Annotated in this window: 23 protein-coding genes; 7 read left to right on the top strand and 16 right to left on the bottom strand. The window is 71.0% G+C overall.

Going from position 1 to position 23,765, the window contains the following annotated elements; translation table 11 throughout:
• Window positions 1-62: 62 nt before the first annotated feature.
• Window positions 63-1,184, bottom strand: a complete 1,122-nt coding sequence (locus tag EAH86_RS00465) for a GuaB3 family IMP dehydrogenase-related protein (protein ID WP_140736674.1) — start codon at window positions 1,182-1,184, stop codon at window positions 63-65.
• 290 nt (window positions 1,185-1,474) lie between these two features.
• Window positions 1,475-3,058, bottom strand: coding sequence for an IMP dehydrogenase (gene guaB / locus EAH86_RS00460; protein ID WP_140736673.1), 1,584 nt, complete (start codon window positions 3,056-3,058; stop codon window positions 1,475-1,477).
• Between the two features lie 201 nt (window positions 3,059-3,259).
• Here guaB and EAH86_RS00455 point away from each other — a divergent pair, with 201 nt between their 5' ends.
• Together EAH86_RS00455 and EAH86_RS00450 are read left to right on the top strand one after the other, a co-directional pair.
• Window positions 3,260-3,553 carry a WhiB family transcriptional regulator gene (locus EAH86_RS00455; protein WP_140736672.1) on the top strand — a complete coding sequence of 98 codons (294 nt, stop codon included), beginning with the start codon at window positions 3,260-3,262 and terminating at the stop codon, window positions 3,551-3,553.
• A 19-nt stretch (window positions 3,554-3,572) separates the two neighbouring features.
• The gene (locus EAH86_RS00450; protein ID WP_140736671.1) at window positions 3,573-3,797 is read left to right on the top strand and encodes an RNA-binding S4 domain-containing protein; all 225 of its coding nucleotides are present in this window, start codon (window positions 3,573-3,575) and stop codon (window positions 3,795-3,797) included.
• 38 nt (window positions 3,798-3,835) lie between these two features.
• On the opposite strand, the gene EAH86_RS00445 is transcribed toward EAH86_RS00450, so the two are convergent.
• The 3 genes from EAH86_RS00445 to groES all read right to left on the bottom strand — a co-directional run bounded on the left by EAH86_RS00445 (window position 3,836) and on the right by groES (window position 7,585).
• On the bottom strand, window positions 3,836-5,347 hold the full coding sequence (locus EAH86_RS00445) for an RNA polymerase sigma factor (RefSeq protein ID WP_140736670.1): 1,512 nt from the start codon (window positions 5,345-5,347) through the stop codon (window positions 3,836-3,838).
• Between the two features lie 168 nt (window positions 5,348-5,515).
• The gene (gene groL, locus EAH86_RS00440) at window positions 5,516-7,135 is read right to left on the bottom strand and encodes a chaperonin GroEL (RefSeq protein ID WP_140736669.1); all 1,620 of its coding nucleotides are present in this window, start codon (window positions 7,133-7,135) and stop codon (window positions 5,516-5,518) included.
• Between the two features lie 156 nt (window positions 7,136-7,291).
• A complete protein-coding gene (gene groES / locus EAH86_RS00435) occupies window positions 7,292-7,585 on the bottom strand; it encodes a co-chaperone GroES (protein WP_140737439.1) in 294 nt (97 codons plus the stop codon).
• 293 nt (window positions 7,586-7,878) lie between these two features.
• Here groES and EAH86_RS00430 point away from each other — a divergent pair, with 293 nt between their 5' ends.
• The 3 genes from EAH86_RS00430 to EAH86_RS20725 all read left to right on the top strand — a co-directional run bounded on the left by EAH86_RS00430 (window position 7,879) and on the right by EAH86_RS20725 (window position 10,863).
• A complete protein-coding gene (locus tag EAH86_RS00430) occupies window positions 7,879-8,727 on the top strand; it encodes a GNAT family N-acetyltransferase (protein WP_140736668.1) in 849 nt (282 codons plus the stop codon).
• A gap of 52 nt (window positions 8,728-8,779) precedes the next feature.
• Entirely contained in the window at window positions 8,780-10,012 is a 1,233-nt protein-coding gene (locus EAH86_RS00425) for a class I SAM-dependent methyltransferase (protein WP_140736667.1), read from the top strand.
• A 137-nt stretch (window positions 10,013-10,149) separates the two neighbouring features.
• The gene (locus tag EAH86_RS20725; protein ID WP_140736666.1) at window positions 10,150-10,863 is read left to right on the top strand and encodes a hypothetical protein; all 714 of its coding nucleotides are present in this window, start codon (window positions 10,150-10,152) and stop codon (window positions 10,861-10,863) included.
• Here EAH86_RS20725 and EAH86_RS00415 read toward each other — a convergent pair.
• The gene (locus tag EAH86_RS00415; RefSeq protein ID WP_140736665.1) at window positions 10,860-11,696 is read right to left on the bottom strand and encodes a ribokinase; all 837 of its coding nucleotides are present in this window, start codon (window positions 11,694-11,696) and stop codon (window positions 10,860-10,862) included. The two genes, EAH86_RS20725 and EAH86_RS00415, sit on opposite strands and share 4 nt — an antisense overlap.
• Entirely contained in the window at window positions 11,696-12,679 is a 984-nt protein-coding gene (locus EAH86_RS00410; RefSeq protein ID WP_140736664.1) for a nucleoside hydrolase, read from the bottom strand. The genes EAH86_RS00415 and EAH86_RS00410 overlap by 1 nt, the downstream gene beginning before the upstream one ends.
• A gap of 81 nt (window positions 12,680-12,760) precedes the next feature.
• Between EAH86_RS00410 and EAH86_RS00405 the strand changes: the two genes are divergently transcribed.
• Entirely contained in the window at window positions 12,761-14,005 is a 1,245-nt protein-coding gene (locus tag EAH86_RS00405; protein ID WP_241668102.1) for a glycoside hydrolase family 3 N-terminal domain-containing protein, read from the top strand.
• A gap of 35 nt (window positions 14,006-14,040) precedes the next feature.
• Here the strand turns inward: EAH86_RS00405 and tsaD are convergent, their stop codons facing one another.
• The 9 genes from tsaD to glmS are packed head-to-tail and all read right to left on the bottom strand — an operon-like array spanning window position 14,041 to window position 22,717.
• Window positions 14,041-15,105: a tRNA (adenosine(37)-N6)-threonylcarbamoyltransferase complex transferase subunit TsaD gene (tsaD, locus tag EAH86_RS00400; RefSeq protein WP_140736663.1), complete on the bottom strand. Its 1,065-nt coding sequence runs from the start codon at window positions 15,103-15,105 to the stop codon at window positions 14,041-14,043.
• The gene (rimI, locus tag EAH86_RS00395) at window positions 15,102-15,554 is read right to left on the bottom strand and encodes a ribosomal protein S18-alanine N-acetyltransferase (RefSeq protein WP_241668101.1); all 453 of its coding nucleotides are present in this window, start codon (window positions 15,552-15,554) and stop codon (window positions 15,102-15,104) included. The genes tsaD and rimI overlap by 4 nt, the downstream gene beginning before the upstream one ends.
• Window positions 15,551-16,207 (bottom strand): tRNA (adenosine(37)-N6)-threonylcarbamoyltransferase complex dimerization subunit type 1 TsaB, encoded by a 657-nt coding sequence (gene tsaB, locus EAH86_RS00390; RefSeq protein WP_140736662.1) that lies wholly within the window; start codon window positions 16,205-16,207, stop codon window positions 15,551-15,553. Before tsaB ends, rimI begins: the two co-directional genes overlap by 4 nt.
• Entirely contained in the window at window positions 16,207-16,680 is a 474-nt protein-coding gene (tsaE, locus tag EAH86_RS00385; RefSeq protein WP_206665691.1) for a tRNA (adenosine(37)-N6)-threonylcarbamoyltransferase complex ATPase subunit type 1 TsaE, read from the bottom strand. Before tsaE ends, tsaB begins: the two co-directional genes overlap by 1 nt.
• Complete coding sequence (locus EAH86_RS00380; RefSeq protein ID WP_161988532.1) at window positions 16,673-17,845, bottom strand: alpha/beta fold hydrolase; 1,173 nt, start codon at window positions 17,843-17,845, stop codon at window positions 16,673-16,675. Before EAH86_RS00380 ends, tsaE begins: the two co-directional genes overlap by 8 nt.
• Window positions 17,842-19,020: an alanine racemase gene (gene alr / locus EAH86_RS00375; RefSeq protein ID WP_140736659.1), complete on the bottom strand. Its 1,179-nt coding sequence runs from the start codon at window positions 19,018-19,020 to the stop codon at window positions 17,842-17,844. The genes EAH86_RS00380 and alr overlap by 4 nt, the downstream gene beginning before the upstream one ends.
• Window positions 19,021-19,049: 29 nt before the next feature.
• The gene (locus EAH86_RS00370) at window positions 19,050-20,507 is read right to left on the bottom strand and encodes a bifunctional ADP-dependent NAD(P)H-hydrate dehydratase/NAD(P)H-hydrate epimerase (protein ID WP_140736658.1); all 1,458 of its coding nucleotides are present in this window, start codon (window positions 20,505-20,507) and stop codon (window positions 19,050-19,052) included.
• A gap of 3 nt (window positions 20,508-20,510) precedes the next feature.
• Window positions 20,511-20,861: a holo-ACP synthase gene (locus EAH86_RS00365; protein ID WP_140736657.1), complete on the bottom strand. Its 351-nt coding sequence runs from the start codon at window positions 20,859-20,861 to the stop codon at window positions 20,511-20,513.
• Window positions 20,858-22,717 carry a glutamine--fructose-6-phosphate transaminase (isomerizing) gene (gene glmS / locus EAH86_RS00360; RefSeq protein WP_140736656.1) on the bottom strand — a complete coding sequence of 620 codons (1,860 nt, stop codon included), beginning with the start codon at window positions 22,715-22,717 and terminating at the stop codon, window positions 20,858-20,860. Before glmS ends, EAH86_RS00365 begins: the two co-directional genes overlap by 4 nt.
• 67 nt (window positions 22,718-22,784) lie before the next feature.
• On the opposite strand from glmS, the gene coaA reads away from it, so the two are divergent.
• A complete protein-coding gene (gene coaA / locus EAH86_RS00355) occupies window positions 22,785-23,756 on the top strand; it encodes a type I pantothenate kinase (RefSeq protein ID WP_140736655.1) in 972 nt (323 codons plus the stop codon).
• Window positions 23,757-23,765: the final 9 nt, after the last annotated feature.

Genomic DNA, 23,765 nt, shown 5'->3' with positions numbered 1-23,765 from the left:
GCCTAGGTCTGCGCACCCTTCATTACCAGCAGTAAGTTAGCGACCCTGGTCACTGGGAGCGGTCAGCTGCGCTGGTAGGGCGCGACGACGACCTCGACCCGCTGGAACTCCTTGAGGTCGGAGTAGCCGGTGGTGGCCATCGCCCGGCGCAGCGCGCCGATCAGGTTGCTCTTGCCGTCGGCGGTGCGTCCAGGGCCGAACAGGATCTGCTCGAGCGGGGCCAGGGCTCCGACCTCGACGCGCTCGCCGCGAGGCAGGTCGGGGTGGTGGGCCTCGGACCCCCAGTGCAGGCCGCGACCGGGGGCTTCGGTGGCCCGCGCGAGCGCGGCACCCAGCATCACGGCGTCGGCGCCACAGGCCACGGCCTTGACGATGTCGCCGCTGTCGCCCATGCCACCGTCGGCGATGACGTGGACGTAGCGGCCACCCGACTCGTCGAGGTAGTCACGGCGGGCCGCCGCCACGTCGGCGATGGCGCTGGCCATCGGCGCGTGGATGCCGAGGGTGCGACGGGTGGTGTGCGCCGCTCCCCCGCCGAACCCGACGAGGACGCCGGCGGCGCCGGTGCGCATGAGGTGCAGGGCGGCCGTGTAGGACGCGGCGCCACCGACGATGACGGGCACGTCGAGCTCGTAGATGAACCGCTTGAGGTTGAGCGGCTCGGCGCGGCCCGAGACGTGCTCGGCGCTGACGGTCGTGCCACGGATGACGAACAGGTCCACGCCGGCGTCGACGACGGTCTTCCAGAACTGCTGGGTGCGCTGCGGGCTGAGTGCACCGGCAGCGGTGACTCCTGCCTCGCGCACCTGGCGCAGTCGTTGGGTGATCAGCTCGGGCTGGATCTCGGCAGAGTAGATCTCCTGCATCCGAGCGGTCGCCAGGGCCGGGTCGAGCGTGGCGATCTCGGCGAGCAGCGGGGTCGGGTCGTCGTAGCGGGTCCAGAGACCCTCGAGGTCGAGGACCGGCAGACCGCCGAGCTTGCCGAGCGCGATGGCGGAGTCAGGGGACATCACCGAGTCCATCGGGGCAGCGATGACCGGGATGTCGAAGTGGTAGGCGTCGATCTGCCAGCCGACGGACACGTCCTCGGGGTCGCGGGTGCGCCTCGAGGGGACCACCGCGATGTCGTCGAAGGAGTAGGCCCGACGGCCGCGCTTGCCTCGGCCGATCTCGATCTCAGTCACCGCGCAAGGCTATCGGGAGTTGGATCGGGGCCACGACGCGCGCCCAGGGCTGTCCGCCCACCCCGTCCGCCAACCACGTCCGCGCGCGACGTCCCGTCGCCGGGTGAGGGGGCGGCCGGCGACGGGACGCCCTTGGATCGTCGGACCAGGCCATGGCGTGGCACGACGACGTACTTGGCGAACCCCCTGCTGCGATACGCGAAAGCGCTCGTGTCGCCACCATAAGTTGCCGGAGCCCGTCGCGACTCACCCAGATTGCGTATCCCGATCTGGACACTCGGTGGGGCGACTCAGCGGCCGCTGTAGTTGGGTGCCTCGACGGTCATCTGGATGTCGTGCGGGTGGCTCTCCTTGAGTCCCGCCGAGGTGATCCGCACGAACTTTCCGCGAGCCTTGAGCTCGGGGATGGTCGGTGCACCGACGTAGAACATGGACTGGGCCAAGCCGCCGACGAGCTGGTGGACGACGTTGCCGAGCGGGCCGCGGTAGGCAACCTGGCCCTCGATGCCCTCGGGCACGATCTTGTCGTCGCTGGCGACATCGGCCTGGAAGTACCGGTCCTTGGAGAAGGACTTCTTTCCACGCGAGGCCATCGCTCCGAGCGACCCCATGCCGCGGTAGGACTTGAACTGCTTGCCGTTGACGAAGATCAGCTCGCCGGGGCTCTCCTCGCAGCCGGCGAGCAGCGAGCCCAGCATGACGGTGTCTGCCCCGGCGACGAGCGCCTTGGCGATGTCACCGGAGTACTGGAGCCCGCCATCACCGATCACGGGCACACCGGCCCGGCGGCAGGCGAGGGAGGCGTCGTAGATGGCGGTCACCTGCGGCACGCCCACACCGGCGACCACGCGCGTGGTGCAGATCGAGCCCGGTCCGACGCCGACCTTGACGGCGTCGACGCCGGCGTCGACGAGGGCCTGGGCCCCGGCGCGGGTCGCGACGTTGCCACCGATGACCTGGACGTGCCGGGTGGCCGGGTCGGTCTTCAGCCGGCGGACCATGTCGAGCATGAGCCGGGCGTGGCCGTTGGCGGTGTCGGCAACGAGCACGTCGACGCCTGCCTCCACAAGGGTGGTCGCCCGCTCCCACGCATCGCCGAAGAAGCCGATCGCGGCCCCGACGAGCAGCCGGCCGTGGTCGTCCTTGCTGGCGTGGGGGAACTGCTCGGACTTCACGAAGTCCTTGACGGTGATGAGGCCGGCGAGCCGGCCACGGTCGTCGACCAGCGGCAGCCGCTCGCGCTTGTGCTGGCGCAGCAGGGCGGTCGCGTCGTCCCGCGAGATGCCGACGGCGCCAGTGACGAGGGGCATCGGCGTCATGACGTCGCGCACCAGCGTGGTGCCCCACTCGGCGACCGGTGTGAACCGCAGGTCGCGGTTGGTGATCATGCCGATGAGGGTCGCGTCGGGCTGGACGACCGGGAGGCCGGAGACGCGGTACTCGCCGCAGATCCGGTCGAGCTCCTCGAGCGTGGCGTCGGGACCGATCGTGATGGGGTTGCTGATCATCCCCGTCTGGGTCCGCTTCACGAGGTCAACCTGGTAGGCCTGGTCCTCGATCGACAGGTTGCGGTGGAGGATGCCGATCCCGCCCTGCCGGGCCATCGCGATGGCCATCCGCGACTCGGTGACGGTGTCCATCGCCGCTGAGACGAGCGGGATCCGCAGGGACAGCTCCCGGGTCAGCCGCGCCGTGGTGTCGACGTCCGACGGGATCACGTCGGTCTCACCGGGAAGCAGGAGGACGTCGTCGTAGGTCAGGCCCAGCTTGCCGAACGGGTCGTGCTCCTCGAGCTCGGGAGTGGGCTCCGGGGTCGAGTCGGGAGCGGACTCCGACAGGCGCTGACGGTCTTCCAGGTCGACACCAAGGCTCATTGCCCAATCGTAGCCGCCCCGTCCCGGACATCCGGACAGGCCCGGGAGAGCTGGCGCGCGCGCACTGTCCAGCATTCGGGATGACCCCGTCGCGTGTGAAGGGCCTTGAACAAGTCCTTAACTTTCTGGACTGTTTCCGCAGGTCAGGGGGCGGTAGCGTCCGAGACGTGCGGCAACGTGCCGCGGGGAGAAGAGGACGACATGGCTGAGTTGTCACGGCTTCCGGGACCAGTCGCTGACCTGTGGGAATGGCAGCTTGACGGCTCCTGTCGCCAGCTCAACCCAGAGGTCTTCTTCCACCCCGAGGGTGAGCGTGGCCCGGCTCGCCGGTCCCGCGACTCCCAGGCCAAAGAGGTCTGCCTCGCCTGCCCGGTGCTCAAGCAGTGTCGCGAGCACGCCTTGCGGGTCCGCGAGCCCTACGGCGTGTGGGGCGCGATGACCGAGGACGAGCGCGAGGCCCACTACGCCGGCCACGCCGTCCCGACCGCCAGCTGAGCGACCTAGACTCGGCTGCGTGAGCAGCCCCCTCGACGTCCCCATCCGTGACGAGTCGATCCGACTCGGCCAGCTGCTCAAGCTCGCGGGGGTGGTCGACGACGGCGCGATGGCGCGGTCGGTCATCGAGCTCGGGGAGGTCACCGTCGACGGTGCGGTGGAGGTCCGCCGCGGCGCGCAGGTGCGCCCGGGTCAGAGCGTTGGGTATGCCGGTCAGTCCCTGACCGTGGTCAGAGCAGGCTGAGCTCGCGCCGCCTCGGCGACGGGTTCAAGCCCCGTCGCTCAGTCGGCGACGACCAGAAGGGCTCGGAGCATGTCCCGGGTCTGCTTGCTCACCGGCCAGCTGTCGCGCGCCTTCCAGTCCACCGTGAACAGGTCGGCGCACACGCTGCTGAGCTCGACCAGTCGCCCCTCGTCGGTCTTCCCCCGCACCACGAACAGTGAGCTCCCTGCGACGCAGGTGCTGCCGGGCGCCAGGCTCGACCCCGCCCTGGCCAGGTCGGCGTTGAGCTGGGCGAGCTGGGGGGCGCCCATGACGTTGGTCCGGATCGCGCGGTACCGCGGGAGCTTGGTGAGGACGGCTCGCGGGTGCAGGCAGGCGGTCGCCGTCACCAGCACGGTCCCCCGGGACAGGCTCGGTGGCGCGACGCCCGGCGACGAGAGGGTCTTGCCGAGGATCGACGGGCACCCCAGGAACCCGTCGCCCGTCGAACCGGACCCGGAGCCTGCTTCCGCCGACTGTTCCGCCAGAGCGACGTAGTAGCTCGCGAGAGCGGGCCAGCCGTTGCAGGCGAGACCCTCGTTGGCGTAGGTCCTGAAGGCGCCGTCCTTTCCCTCGAGCACCATGCGGAAGGCCGGCCCCTGAGGGAGGGCGGCACACTCGGATCCGCCGGTGCGCGGCTGAAGGGCCAGCGCGTCGACCGCGAGCGGCACGCTGACGGGGGCATCGGGCGGTAGCGAGCCGGCCCAGACCGACCCCACGTCGGTCTGGGCACAGACGAGGACGGCGGCGACCGTGATGCTGAGCGGCTCACTGGGGACGACGGGTGCTGTCGGTGGCCCGTAGGTCGTCCGGCACGCCAGGCTCTCCTTCTCCGGGGTCGGTGGAGTCGGGCCGACCCCGGCGTCACCGCCTCTGGAGGCGAGCCCACCAACCACGGCCACCACGACCAGGCCCGCTGCGGCCAGCGCCCACCCGCGCGCACCGCGTCTCCACCCGGGATACGCGCGAGGTGGGTCGACAAGGCCGTTGATCGACGGGTCCTGGGGCGGCAACCCGGCGAGGACTGCGCGCAGTCCCTCCTCGTCGAGTGCGAGCTCCGCCCCGACGGTCCCGAGGGCGTGCAGCCGCTGGCGGTGGACCGCTGCGACGCCGTCGTCGAGCGCGTCGGCGATCTGGGTCTCGCTGAGGCCGTCGAAGGTCCACAGCACGAGGATCGCCCGCTCGCGGCGGGACAACCCGCCCAACGCGTTCAGCACGTGCGTCTTAGAGGGAGGGGTCGACGTGAGACCCTGCGGCACAGCGGGTTTCGCGTGTTCGTCGTGACTTCGGTGAATACGCGAACGCCCCAGATAGGTCGCCATCAGCGACCGTCGCAGCTCCGCGTCGTACGACCCAGCCCCCACCTCGGACAGGTGGTGCCACTGCGGCCAGCTGCGGGCGAGGGTCGCCCGGACCAGTGACTCGGCACCCCGGTCGTCCCCGACCAGCAGCCACGCGGTCCGCAGCAGGTCGGCACCCCGAGCCACGACGTACTCGTCGAAGCTGGGAGGTTCGGCGAACCGATCCGCCATGGGCCACCTCGCTCTGCGCCACCCCGTTCACCGCATCGTATGACGGCAGGCACGACGAAGGCCCGCCCCCGCAGTGGGGACGGGCCTTCGAGAGGTATGCCGGGCGGCTCAGCGCCGCACGTCAGCCTCTGTCAACCTGCTCAGTCTTGGACGACCTGCTTGGCCCGGTCAGTGACCGTGGCCGTGACCGTGGCCGCCGGCGCCCTGGCTGTCGTCGTCTTCCTTCTTCTCCACGACGAGCGTGTCGGTGGTGAGCACCATCGACGCGATCGAGGCGGCGTTGACCAGAGCGGAGCGGGTGACCTTGACCGGGTCGATGACGCCGGCCTTGATCAGGTCGCCGTACTCGCCGGTCGCGGCGTTGAGGCCGTTGCCCGCGGTGAGCTCGCGCACCTTGGAGACGGCGACGTAGCCCTCCATGCCGGCGTTCTCGGCGATCCAGCGCAGCGGCTCGGCCGACGCCTTCTTGACGATGAGCGCACCGGTCGCCTCGTCGCCCTCGAGGTCGAGGTCGTCGATGACGCTGGAGGCGTGGACGAGGGCGGAGCCGCCACCGGCGACGATGCCCTCCTCGATGGCCGCGCGAGTCGCCGAGATGGCGTCCTCGATGCGGTGCTTCTTCTCCTTGAGCTCCACCTCGGTGTGGGCACCCACCTTGATGACGCAGACGCCACCGGCGAGCTTGGCGAGACGCTCCTGGAGCTTCTCGCGGTCCCAGTCGGAGTCGGTGCGCTCGATCTCGGCCTTGAGCTGGTTGACCCGGCCGGCGACGTCGTCGGAGTTGCCGGCGCCGTCGATGATCGTGGTGGTGTCCTTGGTGACGACGACGCGGCGGGCCTGGCCCAGCACGTCGAGGTCAGCCTGGTCGAGCTTGAGGCCGACCTCCTCGGAGATGACCTGGCCACCGGTGAGGGTCGCCATGTCCTGGAGCATCGCCTTGCGACGGTCGCCGAAGCCGGGCGCCTTGACCGCAACCACGTTGAACGTGCCACGGATCTTGTTGACCACCAGGGTCGACAGCGCTTCGCCGTCGATGTCCTCGGCGATGATCAGCAACGGCTTGCCGGTCTTGACGACCTTCTCCAGCACCGGGAGGACGTCGGCGATCGCCGAGATCTTGCCCTGGTTGATGAGGATGTAGGCGTCCTCGACCACGGCCTCCATGCGCTCGGCATCGGAGACGAAGTAGGGCGAGATGTAGCCCTTGTCGAACTGCATGCCCTCGGTGAACTCGAGCTCGGTCGTCGCGGTCGAAGACTCCTCGACGGTGATGACGCCGTCCTTGCCGACCTTGTCGAATGCCTCGGCGATGGTCGAGCCGATCGTCTCGTCCTGTGCGGACAGCGCGGCGACCTGGGCGATCTCTTCCTTGCCCTCGATCTCGCGAGCCGTCTCGAGCAGCCGCTCGCTGACGGCCCTGACCGCAGCGTCGATGCCACGCTTCAGGCTGGCCGGAGCGGCGCCTGCAGCAACGTTGCGCAGGCCCTCCTTGACCATGGCCTGGGCGAGCACGGTGGCGGTGGTGGTGCCGTCACCCGCGACGTCGTTGGTCTTGGTGGCGACCTCCTTCGCGAGCTGGGCACCGAGGTTCTCGTACGGGTCCTCGAGCTCGATCTCACGGGCGATGGTCACGCCATCGTTGGTGATGGTCGGGGCGCCCCACTTCTTGTCGATGACGACGTTGCGGCCCTTCGGGCCGAGCGTCACCTTGACCGCGTTCGCGAGCGCGTCAACGCCGCGCTCCAGCGACTTGCGGGCGGAGTCGTTGAACTCCAGCGTCTTAGCCATGAATGTCCTTCTGGTTCAGTGAGATTCAGCCGTATGCCGGCCATGCGGCATACCGGGGCGAACTGGTGATCAGGAACTGGAAAGCCGAGAAGAAGAGCACGCCCCGGGCGAGGCCCCAGCGGGGCCCGCCGGGGCGTGCTCTCAGTGCAGCGTCGTTCAGCCGACGATGGCGAGGATGTCGCGGGCGGAGAGGATGAGGTACTCCTCGCCGCCGTGCTTGATCTCGGTGCCGCCGTACTTGCTGTAGATGACCCGGTCACCGATGGTGACGTCGAGCGGGACGCGGTTGCCGTTGTCGTCGATCCGGCCGGGACCGATCGCGAGGACCTCGCCCTCCTGGGGCTTCTCCTTCGCGGTGTCCGGGATGACGAGGCCAGACGCGGTGGTCTGCTCGGCCTCGACGGACTTGACGACGATGCGGTCTTCGAGCGGCTTGATGGAAACCGACACGATGGTGACCTCCCCTTCGGGAATGTCGAAGATGGACAGGTGGATGGTGCTGGTCATGCTGTGGAGCTTGGTACCGATGCACTGCCTGGCGGTCGCCGTCGCGGGGGTCGACCGACTGGCTGCGTTAGCACTCGGCGAACCGGAGTGCCAACGCAAATCTAGGCTCGTGGTTAGCACTCGGTCAACTCGAGTGCCAGAGTTTGTCGGCGCGTTCGCCACCGGCGGACGACCGGCTCCCGTCCGCCCCACAAACCAGTTGCCCGAAAGGGCCTCCCGACGGCAGGGTCAGCCCCGTGACCGACACCCCCGAGACGCCCGCTGCTCCCACCCCCACGGCTGACGCCGCCACCCTCCTGCGCGCCTACGACGAGCAGCTGCGTGAGGAGGCGGAGGTGCCGTCGGCGGTTCGCACCGATCGGCTCGGCCCGTTGGTGCTGGCGACCTTCGTCGGCGGGCGAGGCTTCATCACCTACCGGAACCTGGACTCGGCCGGAGCGCCAGCCACCGAGGACTCGGTCGCCCAGCTCGTCGAGGAGGCCCTCGCGCACTACCAGTCGATGCCCGAGATCACGCGGGTCGAGTGGAAGTCCCGGGGCCACGACCACGCCCCGGGCCTGCACGAGGCCCTCGTCACGCACGGCTTCACTCCCGACGAGTCCGAGTCGGTGATGATCGGCGAGGCCCACCTGCTCGCCGTCGACGTGGAGCTGCCCGACGCGATGGTCGTCCGACAGGTCACCGAGGAGGCGGAGGTCCGCCGGATGATGGCCATGCAGGCTGAGGTCTTCGGCGATAGCGCTGAAGAGGAGGCGGAGATGGTCGAGCAGATCCTGCACCGGCTGCGGACCCGCGACGACATGGAGATGTGGGTCGCCGAGCACGACGGCGAGATCGTCAGTGCCGGTCGCCTCGAGCCGGTTGCCGGCACCGAGTTCGCCGGCATCTGGGGTGGCGCCACCCGTCCCGAGTACCGGGGCCGGGGGATCTACCGCGCCCTCACGTCGGCGCGAGCACGGTCGGCGATCGCCCACGGCAAGCGCTACATCAACAGCGACTCGACCGAGTTCTCCCGGCCGATCCTCGAACGCTCCGGCTTCCTCAAGGTCTCGACGACGACGCCCTACGAGTGGCGCCGTCCGTAGCACCCGAGTGCCTCCGGCACCCGCTGCCCTCCCGTACGACAGAATGCCCGCCATGGACCTGGCCCTGCTGCGACGGCTGACCACCGGCGAGGGCTGGGGACTGATGCAGTCGCTCCCGCCGTACGACGAGTCGGTCGCGCTGGCCCTGCAGCAACGCCTTCGGGACGCCGGCTTCGATCCCGACCTCGTCGCCGCCGCGCTCAACCAGGCTCGGCTGCGGGCCAAGGCGAAGGACAAGTTCGGCGAGTTCGCCCGCGGCATGGTGCTCACCTCCCACGGCCTGGAGCAGGCAACCAGGCTCGGGGTCGCCGCCCAGCACGCCCAACGCTTCCGCGCCGCCGGCATCCACACCGTGCACGACCTCGGGTGTGGCATCGGGTCGGACGCCATGGCGATGGCGGGGCTCGACCTGCGGGTCCGGGCGATCGACGCCGACGAGGTCACGGCGGGGATCGCCGCGGTGAACCTGCGGCACTGGCCGGACTCCACGGCATACCAAGGGGTGGTGGAGGAGTTCACCGCACCTTCGGGTGAGGGCGCCCGCGGGGTGGGCGCGTGGCTCGACCCGGCGCGCCGCACCCCGGGCGTCGCGGACGTCTCCGGTCGCACCCGCCGGATCTTCAACCTCTCCGAGATCTCGCCCACGTGGGACACCGTCCAGGACATCGCCCGCGCCCTGCCCGCCACTGGCGCCAAGCTGAGCCCGGGCTTCCCGCACGCGGCGCTGCCGGCCGGGACCGAGGGGCAGTGGACCTCGTGGGAGGGCGACGTCGTCGAGTGCGTCGTCTGGTGGGGTCCGCTCGTGCGCACCCGGGGCCGCACCGCCGCTCTGCTCCGCGCCACCGGCCCCGCCGTCGTCGTCAGTGAGGCCGACGGGGACGAGAACGCTGCTCCGCTGCAGAACCTCGCGGCGCTGGGCGGCTGGCTCTACGAACCCGACAAGGCGGTGCTGCGCGCCGGTCTGGTCAGCGCGCTCACGGCCGCGACCGACGGCGCCGAGCTGGATGCGGGTGTCGGCTACGTCGGGTCGACGCGGTCCGTCGACGTCCCCTTTGCGAGGAGGTATGCCGTGGTGGAGGCGATGCCGTTCAACGTCAAGGCGCTGCGCGGCTGGCTGCGCGACCACGGCATCGACCGGCTGACCATCAAGAAGCGCGGCGTGAGCGTCGATGCGGACCTGCTGCGTCGCCAGCTGCGGTTGCCGACCAAGGGGCACAACGAGGCGATCGTGATCCTCACGCGGGTGCGCAGCAACCAGGTGGCCATCATCGTCCGCCCCGCCTGAACCAGGCCGTTCCCGGGCCCTCCATGGCCCACCGCCGAGCCGCAACCGGAGGCAACTGCACGCACTGGTGCCCAAGCTGCGCCCTGACACGCCGCGGGTTGGCCCTGCGCCGTTACCATCTCGTATCCTCGTCGGCGATGCCTTCCCCCCACACCACCGGCTCCGGCCGTCACCGCGCCAGCAGCGCCCGCTCCACAGCCCTGCTGTCAGGCCTGCGGCGACGCCCGAGCCACAAGTCGGCCCTCAAGGGGCTCGGCCTGGCCGCGTCGGCCCTCGGGGTGGCCACGGCCTTTGCCGCCCCCGCTCCCGCCTCGACGCAGGCCTTCGAGCTGACCTCCGCGGAGCTCCGGCCGCCGGTCGTGGCACGCGCCGAAGCCGTCTCGGCTCCGGCGCAGGTCGCCAAGTACGGCGTCATCGGGTTCACCGCGAAGGCGGCACCCAAGGCCAAGGCCGGGCAGGGCAGCACCGCCGACGGTGCCACCTCCCGCAGCTCCGGCATCTCGCGCAACACCTCCCGCGTCGGCCTGTCCAACGTCGGGGGCATGACGCCGAACGCGATCGCCGTCATCAACGCGGTCAAGGCGCAGTTCCCCGGGTCCGGGCCGTTCGGTGGCTACCGCCCCGGCGACCCACTGGACCACGGCACCGGCCACGCGGTCGACATCATGTGCAGCACGACCGAGGGCAACACCATCGCGAGCTTCCTCCAGGCGCACGCCGGTGAGCTCAACATCAAGTACCTCATCTGGCGTCAGCGCATCTGGTACCCCGGCGGCAGCTGGAAGGCCATGGCGGACCGCGGCAGCCCGACCGCCAACCACATGGACCACGTGCACGTCTCGGTCTTCTAGGACAGCTCCGGGTCACGCTGCGCGCCGCGGTGCCGGACCGCGGCCGCGCCCGCCTCACTGGCTGCCGTGACGGCCTGCTCCCGCGTCGCGCCAGCGGCCAGGGCGGCAGCCAGCGCGCCACAGAACGCGTCACCGGCGCCGGTCGTGTCCACGACGTCCGCGTCGTCCACGGGTATGCCGTCCGACCGGTCGCCGTCCCAGCTGCACCCCGCGGCGCCGAAGGTCACCAGCACCGAGGTGGGTGCCGCATCGCTGTCGGCCAGCTGCAGCGCCTCGTGCTCGTTGACCACAAGCGGGTCGGCGAGGGCAACCACGTCGTGCGGCAGGGCGGCATACGGCGCAGCGTTGAGGACCACTCGCGCCCCGCGCCCGTGGGCGCTGCGCGCGGCCGCGGCGACGGTCCGCAGCGGCACCTCGAGCTGGAGCAGCAGGACGTCCCCGGGCCCGATGTCGGTCAGGCCCTCCAGCTGGTCGGCGGTGACCTGGGCGTTGGCGCCCGCGATGACGACGATGGAGTTCTCGCCCTCGTCGTCGACGGTGATCCACGCCTGACCAGTGGAGGTGCCGTCCACGGTGCGCACCGCGGAGACGTCGATGTCGCGCGACCGCAGCCGCTCGAGGTAGGCCCGGCCCCCCTCGTCGGAACCCACGGCCCCGACGAAGCTCACGCGGGCACCTGCTGCGGCAGCCGCTACGGCCTGGTTGCCGCCCTTGCCCCCGGCGAACCGCTGCAGCTCGCCGTCCGCCAGCACCGTCTCACCGGGTTTCGGGTGACGCTCCACCGTGGCGACGAGGTCCACGTTGAGCGACCCGAGGACGACCACCCGCCCCATCAGCGCATCCCGCCGCTCACGGTGTCGAGCCAGAGCGTTGCGTAGCGCTGGGCGTCGACCTCGAGGCAGACGTCGATGCTGGAGCGCGCCTGGCCGTGTGGGTCGTGCGAGAGGTCGCCCGACCAGTCGCGCCGGTCGACGATCGTGCGGCCTCGTGACCAGGTGCCGGCCAGCTCGACCCGGACGGGGAGCTGCTCCCGGCGGACCCCGGCTGGTTCGAGGACGGCGCAGACGGCACCGGCGTCACCGATCGTCGCGTCCACCGATCCGAAGCGCTCGCACTGGAACTCGATGAGCCGCCCGGCCAGCTCGGCCGCACCGTGACCTCCCGGCGCAGCGAGCTTGCGGGCCGTCTCGATGCTGATCCGCGGGGCGTAGAAGACGTCCAGGCCGTACATCGTGACGGGGATGTCGAGATCCGCGCACGCGTCCAAGACGACCGCCGCGGCCTCGGGGTCGTGGAAGACGTTGAACTCGGCCGAGGCCGTCGCGTTGCCGACTTCAGCAGCGCCACCCATGAATACGATCTCGCGAATTCCCTTGGCAACACTGGGATAGGTGCGCAAGAGCAGCGCGATGTTCGTGAGCGGCGCGAGCGGGATGAGAGTGATCCGTCGGGCATCGTCGCCGTGGTCGGCAGCCTCGTGGAGCACGTCCCGGAGCAGCTCGACGGCGTGCCGCGGGTCCGGCACACGCTCGGACCTGGCCCAGTCGAGGTCGCCCATCCCGTCCTGGCCGTGGACGTGCCGGGCATCGACGGGTTCCTCCAGCAGCGGACGGTCGGCACCACGCGCCACGGGGACATCGGGGCGGCCCGCGGCATCGAGCGCCGTGAGGGTGTTGGCCACGACGGCGTCCACCGGCGCGTTGCCGCCGACGCAGGAGACCGCACGCAGGTCGAGCGCCGGGTGCAGGGCGGCGAGCAGCAGGGCACAGGCGTCGTCGACCCCGGTGTCAACGTCGAGGACGACGGGAATGGCCATGCGTCGATCCTGCCAGAGGCCCGGCGGATCCGACTGAGTCCGGGTTTCGTCGGGGCCACGGCCGCGGGGTAGGTTCCGACCGTGACTGCTCCCCCGGCCCGCCACACCCGCCTGGTGCTGGTCGCCCTGACCGCGATGGCGCTGACGGCAACGGCTGCGTGCGACGCGGACAGCCCCGTGGCGACACCGACCGGGTCGGCCACGGGTTCGACCAGCGGCCCGGGTTCGGCCACCAGCTCCACGTCGTCGGGGACCTCGAGCACCTCCAGCACGACCACCGCTGCCCCCACGTGCGGCGAGCAGCTCGCGGCAGCGATGACGGCACGACAGCGGTCGGGCCAGCTGCTCATGGTCGGGCTCCAGCCGACCGGCAGCTCACGCGCCCTGGCGGCCCAGATCAAGGCCCAGGGGCTGGGCGGGGTGATCTACCTCGGTGGCTGGTCGGGCGGAACCGCGTCGATGGCGACCATCTCCAAGCGACTGAAGGCGGCCGCCGTGGACGGCCTGCTGGTGGCCGCCGACCAGGAGGGTGGGCAGGTCCAGCAGCTGCGCGGGCCCGGGTTCACCCGGATGCCGTCAGCGCGCACCCAGGCTCAGACCGGCGTCGCCGCCGAGGAGAAGAACGTCGAGACGTGGTCGCGAGAGCTGGTGGCGGGCGGCGTCAACGTCAACCTCGCGCCGGTCTCCGACACCGTGCCCACCTCGCTCGGGGCCGCCAACCAGCCGATCGGCCGCTACCGCCGCGACTTCGCGCCCGGCTCGCCCCAGACCAACGCGAGGTATGCCGCGGCGTTCGTCCGCGGGACCCTCGCCGCCGGTATCGCGCCGACGGTCAAGCACTTCCCGGGACTCGGCCGCATCACCGGGAACACCGACGTGACCAGCTCGGGCATCACTGACCGGACGACCGGCCCCGACGACCCTTACCTGGCGCCCTTCGCGGCGGGGATCGAGGCTGGTGCGCCCCTGGTGATGATCTCGTCGGCGCGCTACCCCCGGCTCGACCCCGAGAACCAGGCGATGTTCTCCAAGGCCGTGATCACCGGCCTGCTGCGCGAGTCGATGGGCTTCGACGGGGTGGTCATCACCGACGACGTGGGCGCAGCCAAGGCCGTGGCTCCCGTCTCGGTCGGGCAGCGGGCGACGCGCTTCATCGCGGCCGGCGGCGACATCGTCCTCACGGCGAAGGCGTCGCAGGCCGCAGCGATGCTGAAGGCGATCGCGGCCAAGCGAGCCACGAGCCCGGCCTTCGCGGCGCAGGTGGACGCGGCGGCCGCGCGCGTGCTCGACCTGAAGGCCGACCTCGGCCTGGTCAAGTGCGGGTGACCCAGGGCCGGAACCGGCGCCGGCGCCGGCGCCTGCTACGACTGGATCTGGGTGACCGGCATGGACGAGTCCGCCGGCAGCCCGAGGTCGGACGGCGCGCGCCCCTTGAGCACCATCTGAGCCCCCAGTGAGGCCACCATTGCCCCGTTGTCGGTGCACAGGCCCGGTCGCGGCACGCGCAACGTGATCCCGGCCGCGTCGCAGCGCTCCTGGGCCATCGCGCGGAGCCTGCTGTTGGCGGCGACCCCGCCGCCGATCTGGAGGTTCGCGACGCCGTGCTCCTTGCAGGCCAGGACGGCCTTGCGGGTGAGCACGTCGGTGACCGCCTCCTGGAACGACGCGGCCACGTCTGCCACGGGCACCGGCTCCCCTGCCGCCTCGCGCGCCTGCACCCACCGGGCCACGGAGGTCTTGAGCCCGGAGAACGAGAAGTCGAACCGGTAGCGCTCCATGTCGCGCCCCGTCGTCAGTCCGCGCGGGAAGTCGATGGCGACCCGGTTGCCCTCCCGAGCCATCCGGTCGATGTGCGGCCCACCGGGGAACGGCAGCCCGAGGACGCGCGCGACCTTGTCGAACGCCTCCCCCGCCGCGTCGTCGATCGTCGACCCCAGCGAACGGATGTCGTGGGTGACGTCGGGCACCAGCAGCAACGACGAGTGGCCGCCGGAGACCAGCATGGCCAGGGTCGGCTCGGGCAGCGGGCCGTGCTCGACGATGTCGACGGCGACGTGGGACGCGAGGTGGTTGACGCCGTACAGCGGGATCCCGAGGGCTACCGAGAGGGCCTTCGCAGCGCCCACCCCCACCATCAGGGCGCCCGCGAGACCGGGGCCGGAGGTGACGGCGATGGCGTCCAGGTCGGAGAGCCGGACGCCGGCTTCACGGGTGGCGCGTTCGATCGTCGGAACCATCGCCTCCAGGTGCGCGCGGCTGGCCACCTCGGGCACCACGCCGCCGAACCGGGCGTGCTCGTCGACGCTGCTGGCAATCGCGTCGAACAGCAGCGTCTCGCCGCGCACGATGCCCACGCCCGTCTCGTCGCAGGACGTCTCGAGGCCGAGGACGAGGGGCTGGTCTGTGTTCCTCGATGCGGCGCTCATGCGGTCGCTCCCTGCAGAGTGAGCCGCATGACGTGCGCGTCGACGTTACCCGGCTGGTAGTAGCGGCGGCGCACCGTGAGCAGCTCGAATCCCCTTGACTCATAGAGCTTTCGGGCAGGCAGGTTGTCGGCGCGCACCTCGAGCATGAGGTAGGCCGCGTGGTCGGCCGCCGCCCGCGCCACCAGCTCCTCGAGGAGCCGGCGACCCAGCCCACCGCCCTGCGCGCGGCTCGCCACCGCCATCGTCATCACGTCGGCCACCTCACCACCGAGGTCGACTCCGGCATAGCCCGCGACTGCACCCTCGTCGTCCTCGTCGACCACGTAGGTCCGTCGCGGACGAGCAGCGAGCTCGGCCCACAGGCTCGCCGGCGACCACGCGTCGTCGGGGAAGAGCTCGCGCTCCAGCCCCACCACGGCATCGATGTCGGTCCAGTGCAGCTCCCTCACGACTTCGCCCGCTCTGCGGTCGTGAGCGCGTCTGGCCGTCGCAGGTAGAGAGGCTCCACCGGCATGGCCACACCAGCACGCAGGCGTTGCAGCGCAACGACTGCCAGCGACCCGGCCTGGACGTCGTGGACCTGCACGGGAGCGGGGAAGAGATGGGGATAGAGCAACGGCCCGCGGCCGGCAGTGGGCAGGGAACGCAGCTCGTCCGGCAGGTCTGCCGGCAGCGCCACCGCAGGATCGGTGAGGCGACGTGCGACACCCGCCGACGCGGCATACCTCGCCCAGTAGACCTCCTTGCGGCGCGCGTCGGTGGCGACGAGGAAGTCACCCTCGCCGCGCAGGGCAGCGACGTCGAAGGCGAGCACGTCGAGGCTGCAGACGCCATGCACCGGGATGCCGCGGGCGTGCGCAAAGACGAGCCCGGTGACGATGCCCACCCGCAGGCCGGTGAAGGGTCCGGGGCCGTTGCCGACGACCACGTCGGTCACGTCAGCAGGGCTCCGCCCGGCTGACTCCAGGCAGCGTTCGATGAGTGGCGCGACGTGTTCGGTGTGACCACGCGCATCGAGAACCGTTGCGGTCGCAGCGACCTCGTCACCGTGCAGCGCGACGGTGATTGCGGAGGTCGAGGTGTCGATGGCCAGCAGCAACATCAGGCAGCTCCACCCAGGGAGGTGAGGTCGGCGGTGGCCCACCGGTCACCGTGGGTCTGGACCGCGGCGCGGCGGGTGTCCTCACCGGACAGGGTGACTTCGAGCCGGTCGTCGGCCAGGTCCTCGGCCAGCCCGTGACCCCACTCGACCACGGTGACCGAGTCCTCGAGCGAGGTGTCGAGATCGAGGTCGTCGAGCTCGGCGAAGCCACCCACGCGGTAGGCGTCGACGTGGACGAGCGCGGGACCGCCGACCAGCGACGGATGGACGCGGGCGATGACGAAGGTCGGCGAGGTGATCGGGCCGCGCACCCCGACTCCTTCGGCCAGCCCCTGGGTCAGCGTGGTCTTGCCGGCCCCGAGTCCGCCGGTCAGGACGACGAGGTCCCCGGCACGCAGCAGGCGGCCGAGCCGCACACCCCAGGCCCGGGTGTCCTCGGCCGTGGGCAGGTCGGGGCTGACCAGGTCAGGCACTGCTCTGCCCGCGACGCGCCTTGGCCACCCGGCGGCGCTTGGCCAGGTCCGTGACAGTGCGCCGGACCCGTGGCTTGCGCGCGATCTCGATGCCTTCAGCCGCGGCCCGGGTGCCCCGCTCGATGAGGCCGGCGAACTGCTCGTTGAGCACCTCGGGGTGCTCGAGCATGATGATGTGACCGGCCTCCTCGATCACCACGTGCTCGGCTCCGGGGATGAGGTGGACGATCTCCTCGCTGTGCTCGGGCGGGGTTAGCACGTCGTGGTTCCCGTTGAGCACCAACACCTCCACACCGTGGAAGTGGACGAGCGCGTCGCGCTTGTCGTGGCGGTCGAAGGTCGGCAGGAAGTCGGCCATCACGTCCAGCGGTGTCCCGAAGATCATGTCGCCGGTCAGTCGGACCGCAGCCGGGGGCACCGGTGACGCGAAGCTCCACCGCTCCACCAGGAACTCCTCGATGTCGCGGCCGGCGCGCAGCGCGGTGCGGACCAGTCCGGGGCGCGCCGAGAGCCGGTCCAGCACCCCCGGGCCGAAGCGCCCCACGAGCTTGCCGAAGTACTGGCCGAAGCCGAGCGACACGAGCTGGGCGCCGCCCGCGCTGGTGGCGACGAACGCGGTGGCCACCACCCGGTCGCGGATCAGGTCGGGGTGCTGGTCGGCCAGGGCCATGGTCGTCATGCCACCCATGGAGTGACCCACGAGGACGAGCTGACCATCCGGCGCGACCTCTTCGATGACGCGGTACAGGTCGCGCCCCAGCTGGTCGATGTCGCAGGACTCCTCGGTGCCCCGTCCGGAGCGCCCGTGCCCACGCTGGTCCCAGGTCACCACGCGATGGCCGTCGCGGATGAGCTCCTTGCGCTGCAGCACCCAGCTCTCGAGGCTCAGGCAGAAGCCGTGCGAGAAGACCACGGTCGGCTTGTCGCCGGTGGCGGCGTCCGGGGCCGGCTCGTCGACCTCGACGTGCAGCGGCACGCCGTCGTCGGCGATGACCACAAGCTCCAGGTCTGGGGTGTGCGCATAGGCGCCGGCTGGGGCCAGGACGGCCAGCCGGGCATGACGTTCCTTGGTGACCCGTCCGGCGGCGATACCGGCTGCAGCCGCCACGCCGGCGGCCGCGAGGCCGATCCCGAGCCCGGCCAGGCTGCGGTTCGCAGGGCTCACGTGTCGCCGCCGAGGTAGACCCGAGGCACCCTGGCGCCGACCCGTGTCACGAGCTCGTAGTTGATCGTGTCGATCGCTGCTGCCCAGTCCTGCGCGGTGGGCTCACCCTCCACGCCGACGCCGAACAGGACGACCTCGTCGCCGGCCTTGGCGGTGCTGTCGCGTCCCAGGTCGAGGACGAACTGGTCCATGCAGACCCGTCCCGCCACGGCATACCTGCGGCTGCCGACCTGCACCGGACCGACGTTGGTGGCGTGCCTGGGCACGCCGTCGCTGTAGCCCATCGGCACCAACCCGAGCCTGGTGTCCTCGCTGGTCGTGTAGGCGTGACCGTACGAAACCCCTTGTCCTGCAGGGGATTCCTTCACGCTGGACAGCCGGGCGACGAGTCGCATCGCCTCACGCAGACCGAAGTCCTCGGGCGCAGCCAGGTCGGGGACGGGTGAGAGCCCGTAGACGGACAGGCCCGGGCGCACGAGGTCGTAGTGGGCCGACGGGTTGGTCAGCGTGGCTGCCGAGTTGGCCAGGTGCCGCACCTGCGGCCGGATCCCCGCGCGCTCGGCCTGGGCGACGATGCCCTCGAACCGCTCCTGCTGGGCCTTGACCGTCGGGTGCTGCGGGGCGTCGGCATAGGCGAAGTGGCTGAACAGGCCGACGACCTCGACGGCCTGCTTGGCCTGCGCCGAGGCGAGGGTCGCGAGAAGGGCCTCGAGGTCTGCGTCCCAGGCGCCGTTGCGGCCCAGGCCGGTGTCGACCTTGAGGTGCACGCGGGCGGTCTGCCCGGAGACGGTGGCCGCCGCGAGCACCTGGTCGAGCGCCCAGGTGGTGGAGATACCGAGGTCGATGCCCAGGTTGACCGCCTTGACGAAGTCCTGACCGGGCACGTGCAGCCACGAGAGCAGCGGCGCCTCGATCCCGGCGCGTCGCAGCTCGACGGCCTCGGGGAGCTGGGCGACGCCGAGCCAGGTGGCTCCGCCACGCAGGGCAGCGCGCGCGCTGGGCAGCAGACCGTGGCCATAGGCGTCCGCCTTCACGACCGCCATCACCTCTGCGTTGCCGGCCAGCGCCTTGAGGGCTGCGACGTTGCTGGTGATGGCGCCGAGGTCGACCTGGGCGCATGCGGGCAGCCCCGGCGGCGCCGGGGCTGGGGTGGCGTTCGTCGTGGTGGCACTCATCGCCGAGCAGTCTTTCACGACCGCCGAAATCAGCGAACGAGCAGGTGGGCGACGGTCTCGGGTATGCCGTGGGCCACCGCGAGCGCGCGGACCGGCCCTCCCGGGTTGGCCCGGTCGGCGGCCACCCCGTGCACGAGCGCGCCCAGGCTGCCGGCGTCCAGCGGCGAGAGCCCGGCGGCCAGGAGGGCGCCGCAGACTCCTGCCAACACATCGCCCGCACCCGCAGTGGCCAGCCACGGGGGTGCGTCGTTCTGCGAGCGCACGGCCAGCCCTGCGCTGGTTGGCGGGACGACCAGGGTGGTGGCGCCCTTCAGCAGGATCGTCGCCCCGGTCAGGTCGGCCGCCCGGCGGGCGTGGCCGAGCGGGTCAGCCGCCACCTCGGGGCGAGTGGTCTCGGCATCCTCGAGCCGGGTGAGCAGCCGGGCCAGCTCTCCAGCGTGGGGGGTCAGCAGGGTCGGTCCGGCCCGGCGACCGGCGACCAGGTCGAGTCCGCCGGCATCGACGAGGACGGGCAGCTCGGAGTCGAGGGCGGCCCGGGCGACGTCCAGCTGGGCCTTGCTGCCCCGTGCCCGGGATCCGGTGTCGAGGCCGGGCCCGACCACCCAGGCCTGCACCCGTCCGTCGCCGTGCACCGCCTCCGGGATGGCTGACCGGACCAGACCGGTCGGCGTCGGGGTGCCGACGTAGCGGAGCATCCCCAGTCCGGCACCGACCGCCGCCGTGCAGCACAGGACCGCTGCACCCGAGTAGTCCTCACCACCGGCGACCACCCCGAGCACGCCACGGGAGTACTTGTCATCGGTGTCGGTCGGGACCGGCCACAGGCGGGCGACATCCGCGAAGTCGAGCCGCTCGACATCCGGCGCACCCTGCACCGTGAGCCCGATGTCGATGACCGTCAGGCGACCGACGGCCGGCTCGGTCGCAGGGAGCAGGTGCACCGGCTTGGCGACGCCGAAGGTCACGGTCTCGTCGGCGAACACGCCGGTGTCCGAGGGCGTCTCGCCTGCCGGGTCCTGACCCGACGGGAGGTCGACGCTGACGACATAAGCAGAGTCGGGGATCGCATCGACCCAGGCCACGGCCTCGTCCGGCAGCCCCGGACGTCCGCCGATGCCAAGCACCCCGTCGATGACGAGGTCGGCGTCGGCAAGGGCGGTTACCCAGTCGCCGTCGGGGGCGACGACGCGGACACCCGCGGCCAGCCACGACTCAGGATCGCCGATGGCCAACGGCCAGCCTCCCTGCAGCGCAACGCAGTCCGAGCCGCCGTCGGCGAGGTGAGCCGCGGCATACAAGGCATCGGCGCCGTTGTTGCCCGGCCCCGCGAGGACCACGACACGGGAGCCGCCAGAAGCAGTCAGCCGGGCGCGGCACACCTCAGCCAGCCCCTCTGCTGCACGGGCCATGAGCTCGCCGTCGGCGAGCTCGCCCATCAGGGCCTCCTCGGCGGCGCGGACGCGCTGGGCGGACCACGCCTGCAGCACGGCTCAGCCCTCGGCGATCACGACGGCAGAGGCAATGCCCGCGTCGTGGGACAGGGAGATGTGCATCGCATGCACGCCCAGCGCCTCGGCACGGGCCTCGACGGTGCCGGTGATCTGCAGGTGGGGACGGCCGTCCTCGCCGCGGCGCACGGTGGCGTCCTGCCAGTGCAGCCCGACCGGGGCGCCGAGAGCCTTGGCCAGCGCCTCCTTCGCCGCGAACCGGGCCGCGAGCGAGTTGAGCGGCAGGGACCGCTCCTCGTCGGTGAACAGGCGGTCGAGCAGGCCGGGCGTGCGTTCGAGCGACTGCCCGAAGCGCTCGACGTCCACGACGTCGATCCCGACGCCGACGATCATTCGACCGTGACGCTCTTGGCGAGGTTGCGAGGCTGGTCGACGTCGAGGCCCTTGGCGGTCGACAGGTGCAGCGCGAAGACCTGCAGCGGGACGACGGTCAGCAGGGGCGCGAGCAGCGGCGAGGTCGCAGGCACGCGGATCACCTCGTCGGCGAACGGGACCACGTCCTCGTCACCGTCCTCGGCGACCACGATCGTGCGGGCGCCACGGGCCCGGATCTCCTGGATGTTGGAGACGACCTTCTTGTGCAGCTCGTGCGGGGTACCGGGGCCGGGAACCACGATGAAGACCGGCTGCCCGGCCTCGATCAGTGCGATCGGGCCGTGCTTCAGCTCCCCGGCGGCGAAGCCCTCGGCGTGAATGTAGGCGAGCTCCTTGAGCTTGAGCGCGCCCTCCATGGCCACGGGGTAGCCGACGTTGCGACCGAGGAAGAGCACCGACCGGGTGTCGGCCATGAAGCGGGCGATCTCCTTGACCCGGTCCATCCGGCCGAGCAGGTCCTCGAGCTTGGCCGGGATCTCGTGCAGCTCCTTCATCACCGACTGGGCGTCGTCGGCGAACGTCCCGCCACGCAGCTGGGCGAGGTAGAGGCCGAGGATGTAGCAGGCGGTGATCTGCGCGAGGAACGCCTTGGTCGACGCGACCGCGATCTCGGGTCCGGCGTGCGTGTAGAGCACCGCGTCGGACTCGCGCGGGATGGTCGAGCCGTGGGTGTTGCAGATGGACAGGGTCAGCGCGCCCAGGTCGTGGGCGTGCTTGACGGCCATCAGCGTGTCCATCGTCTCGCCGGACTGGCTGATCGAGACGACCAGCGTGCGTTCGGTCGCGATCGGGTCGCTGTAGCGGAACTCGTGCGCGAGGGCGACCTCGACCGGGATGCGGGTCCAGTGCTCGATCGCGTACTTGGCGACCATGCCGGCGTAGGCCGCAGTGCCGCACGCCACGATGGTGATGCGGTCGACGTTGCGGAGCTGGTCCTCGGTGATCGACATGTCGTCGAGCACGAGCCGTCCGTCGATGTCGGTGCGGCCCAGCAGCGTGTCACCGACGGCGTGCGGCTGGTCGTAGATCTCCTTCTCCATGAAGGTCGCGTAGCCGCCCTTCTCCGCAGCGGCGGCGTCCCAGGTGACCTCGTATCGCTTGCCCTCTGCGGGGCTGCCGTCGAAGTTGATGATCGTGTAGGAGTCCGGCGTGATCGTGACGATCTGGTCCTGGCCCAGCTCGAGCGCGTGGCGGGTGTGGCCGATGAAGGCCGCGACGTCGGAGCCGAGGAAGTTCTCGCCGTCGCCCAGGCCCACGACGAGCGGGCTGTTGCGGCGCGCGCCGACGACGACGCCCGGGCTGTCGGCGTGGACCGCGAGCAGCGTGAACGCACCCTCGAGCCGGTTGACGACGTTCTGCATGGCCAGGGTGAGGTCACCGGTCGTGGCGTACTCGCGTGCCACCAGGTGGGCAGCCACCTCGGTGTCGGTCTCACTCTCGAAGGTCGCGCCGTCCGCGAGGAGGGCGCTCTTCAGCTGGTGGAAGTTCTCGATGATCCCGTTGTGGATGAGGGCGAGCTTGCCGCCCTCACCGGCACGGTGCGGGTGCGCGTTCTGGTCGGTCGGCCCACCGTGCGTGGCCCAGCGGGTGTGGCCGATGCTGGTCGTCGCTCCGGGGAGGTGGTCGGCCTCGAGCGCGTCCACGAGGTTGACCAGCTTGCCTGCGCGCTTCTCGCTCGAGACACCGTCAGCCGTGACGAGGGCGACACCGGCCGAGTCGTAGCCGCGGTACTCGAGGCGGGCCAGGCCCTCCATGACGACGCCCAGGGCTCTGCCGTCTGCGTTGGGGCCGACGTATCCGACGATTCCGCACATGACTGGCAGCCTAACTGTCGACCGACTCCCGGACGGCATCCGAGGGCTTGCGCGGGGGTGAGCAAGAATGGCGACCGTGAGCCATCCCGCGAACGGCAACGGCGCCCTTCCCTCGCCCTACGTCGAGCTCGACCGCGCTGCCTGGGCCCGCCTGCGGGAGAACCAGCCGCTGAACCTCGACGCCGCCGACCTCACGCGGCTCAGGGGACTCGGCGACCGGATCGACCTCGCCGAGGTCGAAGCGGTCTACCTCCCGTTGTCCCGGCTGCTCAACTTCTACGTGGGTGCCACCGCCGGGCTGCACCGCATCACGGGTGACTTCCTCGGGGAGCGTCCTGCCAAGACACCGTTCGTCATCGGAGTGGCCGGGTCGGTGGCCGTCGGCAAGTCCACGACGGCGCGCCTGCTCAAGGAGCTGCTGTCCCGCTGGCCGGGGACACCCGAGGTCGCGCTGATCACGACGGATGGCTTCCTCTATCCCAACGCCGAGCTCGAGCGCCGGAACCTGTTGCAGCGCAAGGGGTTCCCCGAGTCCTACAACCGCAGGGCGCTGCTGCGGTTCGTGGCCGAGGTGAAGTCCGGCAAGGCCGAGGTCAGTGCGCCGGTGTACTCCCACCTGACGTATGACATCGTCCCCGGCGAGCGCGTCGTGGTCCGCCAGCCCGATGTGCTGATCGTGGAGGGCCTCAACGTGCTCCAGGCTCCGCGGCTGCAGGAGGACGGCCGCACCGGCCTGGCAGTGAGCGACTTCTTCGACTTCTCGGTCTACGTCGACGCCCACCTCGACGACATCCGCCAGTGGTACGTCGAACGGTTCCTGCGCCTGCGCGAGACCGCCTTCGCGGATCCCGACTCCTACTTCCACCGGTATGCCGTGCTGTCCGACGAGCAGGCTCGCGACACGGCCGCCCGCATCTGGCGGGAGATCAACGAGGTCAACCTGCGGGAGAACGTGCTGCCCACCCGCAGCCGGGCCACGCTGGTGCTCGCCAAGGGCAAGGACCACAGCGTCCGCCGGATCCGGCTCCGCAAGCTTTAGCGACCTCCC

Origin of the sequence: Pedococcus bigeumensis (genome assembly GCF_006438965.1) — a bacterium.
GTDB classification, from domain to species: Bacteria; Actinomycetota; Actinomycetes; order Actinomycetales; family Dermatophilaceae; genus Pedococcus; species Pedococcus bigeumensis_A.
Note: the sequence above shows the minus strand (reverse complement) of the source record. Positions and strands in the feature narration are given on the sequence as shown.